Raw genomic sequence first — 3,570 nt, 5'->3', positions numbered from 1 at the left:
TCTTCCAGCACCAGGAAGAAGGCCTGGCCGGTGTCGGCATGCGCGAACGCGACGCCGTAGGGCTGGGGCGTGGCCTGCACCGCGTCGCCGACGTTGACGGGGCGCGCGGCCAGGGCCTGCTGCGGCAGGGTCAGCTCGACGGTGTCATTGGGTTGGGCGGTGCCGTCGCGGGCCAGCGTCAGCCGCAACTTGCCGGCGTCGGCCTGGGCTACATCGGTGACGCGGTAGCGGCCCTCGGCGCGCTTTTCGCCGCCGCTGCTGCTGCCGGACGAGGCCTTGAAGGAGTCGGACACGCTGCCCGACGACGCCGAACCGGCGCCCGCGGCGGAGGACGCAAAGGAGGTGGCCTGGGCGGCGCTGACAGTGGCCAGGGCCAGGGTGGCAAGGAGGACGAGGCGCATCGTGGGCTCGCTGGGCTGGTGAGGGACGGGCAACGATAGCGCGGTTATGTCAGCGCTTTGTTACCGCGCCCAGCGTGTCGAGGATGGGGCAGTCGGGCCGCTCGTCGCCGTGGCAGCTGTGCACCAGCTGCTCCAGCGTCGCCTGCATCGCCTGCAGCTCCGTGAGCTTGGCTTCCAGCTCGGCCAGGTGCGTGGCCGCCAGTGCGCGCACCTCGCGGCTGGGCCGGGCGCGGTCCTGCCACAGGCCGAGCAGGGCGCGGATCTGTTCGAGCGAGAAGCCGAGGTCACGCGAGTGGCGGATGAAGCGCAGCTGATGCACCTCGCGCGGGCCGTAGACGCGGTAGCCGGCATCGGTGCGCGCAGGCGCGGCCAGCAGCCCCAGGCTCTCGTAATGGCGGATCATCTTGGCCGACACGCCGGCCGCCTGGGCCGCTGCACCGATGTTCATGCTCGGGTCTCCGTGGCGCTGCCGCGCCAGCGCTTGAGGATCAGCGCGTCGGCGGTGGTGGTGGTGTTCATGCTGGCATCGTCAAGCTTGCCATCATGGCAAGGTCAAGCGGCTTGTGCTTTGCGTTGGGTCATGGGGAACGGCGCTGTTGCTGCTGCCGGGCGATCAATCCGGGTTCTTCGCCAGGCGAGCGACGAGCTTCATCAGCGTGGGCACCCGCTTTCTGCCGTGCATGGCGCGCAGTCGCGCCTTGGCCGCTCCGATGTCGATGCCCGCGCAGGTCACCCACAGCGGCGGCGCTTCCTCTTCGCGCATGACCTCGACCTGCGCCGACAGGCCGGGCAGGCTCTTCTTGGAAACACCGACGACAGGCACCTTGCCGCCCAGCGCATTAAACAGATGCTGGCCGAGGCCCGGTGCTTCGTCGGCATCCAGATGGACGAAGCCTTCAAACAGGATGAGCTCGGGCGCCAGGCCGTGCTCGCGCAGCAACTGCATCACGCAGGGCAGTTGCCGCAGGTCGATTTCTCCGCGTGCGGCCGTTTCGACATGGGCGATGCGCGAGACATGCATCTTCGTCGCTTCGGCGGCGTCCCAGGCGTCGAAAGCTACAGCGGCGGCATTGGCCTGCGCGCCATCGAAGTGAACTGCGACTGCGAGTTTCATGTGGGAGTATGAGCGCGGCGGGTCGATCGACGACCAAGCTGCTGGCGGCGGTGAAGCGTCGCCTTACTCCTCGCTGCCGAGATACCTGAGGATGTCGGCCTTCTTGGGTTGCTGCACGAGCCAGGCACGGAAGGCCTCGGCCGTGGCGAACACGTCCTCACCCAGCGCCTGCTTCAGCAGCGCCGTTCGCTGCCTGGCGCTGGTTTCCTCGCGGATGCGGCGTTGCCAGGGTTCGGTGCAGACGGACCGCAGGCGGGTCTGCAGGCCGAGGCCGCCCAGATAGCGCCACTCGCCTGCATCCAGCCAGACCTTCTCGCAGTGGAAGCAGAAATCCAGCCCATGCGCCGCATCGGCAGCCACCTTGAACTTGACCATGATGCGCTGGCAGGTCGGGCAGCACAGCGCCTGCTTCGACTCCGTCGCCTCGAAGGCGTCGGTGTCGGAAGGCAATGCGACTGCAGCGTCGCGTTGGGCGACCCAGCGGCCATAGATCGACAGCTCGACCAGGGCGCCTCCACATTGCTCGCAGCCCAGGCAGGCTAGGCCGCCTTCCAGCTCGGAAGGGGCCAGGGTTCGGGACCGGCAAGAAGGGCAGAGCAAAGGCGTCTCCTGGAATTCCGACGCGCGAATTTACCCGCGCCTTGGCGGGGACATCAATCCAGGAACGTCCAGCTGTCGTCCCCGTCAAAGCGACGCACCTGGACTGATGCCCGCAGCTGCGGGTCGAAATTGTTCAGATTCACGCCGTGCCGCGCGCCGGGCTCGGGCACCAGCGGCTCCCAGTGAGTCGCGCAGCCGCAATGCGCGCAGCGCAGCGTGCGCAGGGTCCTGTCGCCCCAGATGTACTCGGCCGTGTGCTCGGGGTGACCTTCCACCGCTACCGTGCCGAACTCGTAGTAGGCCCAAAGCCCGCCAAGGCGCCGGCACAGCGAGCAGTTGCAGTTCGTCGCCTTCTCGGGCGCGAAAGGCAGCGTCAGGCGCACGGCGCCGCAGTGGCAGCTGCCGTGCAGGAGCGGGGCAACGTCTGCGGCGGCGCTCATGTCGGGTCGCGCCGCCAGCACCGGCCGGATACCTCCGACACCGGAAACCACGCGGCGGGGTCGAGCTGCCCCTGCAGGGACTCAGGCAGACACGCGCACCGCAAGTCGGGCCCTCTCGATGGCGGCAATCAGCGCCTCCTCGGAATAGGGCTTGCCCAGCAGCTGGGTGACGCCGGCGGCGCGGGCCTCTTCCTGCTTGTCGTCGGAGGACGTGATCATGACGATGGGCAACGCCGCCGTGGCGGCAGCGGCGCGCACCTTGCGCGTCAGCTCGAAGCCGTCGATGCCGGGCATCTCGACGTCGGTGACGAGCAGGTGCGGGCGTTCGCCGGCCATCAGCTCAAGGGCTTGTTCGCCGCTTTCAGCCAGTGCGACGCGGTAGCCCTGGCCGGCCAGCAGGCGGCTGATCTTGACGCGCACGATCTTGGAGTCGTCGGCAACCAGCACCAGTGTCTCGTCGACGCGCAGTTCACGGCTCGCCGGTGGGACGGCAGCCGCAGCGGCTTCGGCGGCAGCGCGCTCCACTTCCAGCCGTGCCGCCTGCCGGGCCGCTTCCTCGCGCGCCAGGCTCTCGGCGGTCTCGCGCTCGGCCCGCTGCCGTTCGGCTTCGGCTTGTGCCTCGGCCAGGCGCCGCGCTTCGGCCGCTGTGTGGGCTTCGGCTTCGCGTGCGGCTTGTTCCTGGGCAAGGCGTTCGGTTTCCAGCCGTTCGGCCTCGGCACGCGCCTCGGCCAGGCGCTGCAACTCGGCTGCGGCAGCCGCCTCGCGCGCGGCGTTTTCCTCGGCCTCGCGAGCCAGGCGTTCGGCGTCCAGGCGCTGCGCCTCGGCGCGCTGTTCTTCCTGCCGCTGCGCTTCGGCCGCCGCCGCGGTTTCGCGGGCGGCGAGGGCCTGGGCCTCGAAGCGGGCCGCGTCCTCGCGGTCAGCGCGTGCCCGTTCGGCCTCGACGCGCTCTTCCTCGCCGCGCTGCTGGGCCAGGCGCTGCGCCATGCCGGCTTCAACCTCGCGCAGGGCCTGGGCG

The 3,570-nt window shown here is 69.7% G+C and carries 6 protein-coding genes; all 6 read right to left on the bottom strand.

The genetic code is table 11. The features are described from left to right. Nucleotides 1-401: hypothetical protein (locus ACT6S0_RS27310; RefSeq protein WP_444766867.1), on the bottom strand; the 401-nt coding region annotated here is incomplete at its 3' end. A gap of 49 nt (nt 402-450) precedes the next feature. Beyond that, nucleotides 451-849: a Cu(I)-responsive transcriptional regulator gene (cueR, locus tag ACT6S0_RS27305; RefSeq protein WP_444766866.1), complete on the bottom strand. Its 399-nt coding sequence runs from the start codon at nt 847-849 to the stop codon at nt 451-453. A gap of 165 nt (nt 850-1,014) precedes the next feature. Beyond that, a complete protein-coding gene (locus ACT6S0_RS27300) occupies nt 1,015-1,515 on the bottom strand; it encodes an endonuclease V (protein WP_444766865.1) in 501 nt (166 codons plus the stop codon). Between the two features lie 63 nt (nt 1,516-1,578). Further along, a complete protein-coding gene (locus ACT6S0_RS27295; protein WP_444766864.1) occupies nt 1,579-1,965 on the bottom strand; it encodes a hypothetical protein in 387 nt (128 codons plus the stop codon). A 203-nt stretch (nt 1,966-2,168) separates the two neighbouring features. Beyond that, complete coding sequence (locus tag ACT6S0_RS27290) at nt 2,169-2,555, bottom strand: GFA family protein (protein ID WP_444766863.1); 387 nt, start codon at nt 2,553-2,555, stop codon at nt 2,169-2,171. Between the two features lie 81 nt (nt 2,556-2,636). After that, on the bottom strand, nt 2,637-3,570 hold a 934-nt coding region (locus ACT6S0_RS27285), incomplete at its 5' end, for a response regulator (protein ID WP_444766862.1).

The sequence above is a fragment of the Roseateles sp. genome (genome assembly GCF_052436255.1).
Classification (GTDB): Bacteria; Pseudomonadota; Gammaproteobacteria; order Burkholderiales; family Burkholderiaceae_C; genus Pelomonas.
The sequence above is the reverse complement of the archived record's forward strand: the minus strand, read 5'-3'. Positions and strand labels throughout refer to the sequence as shown.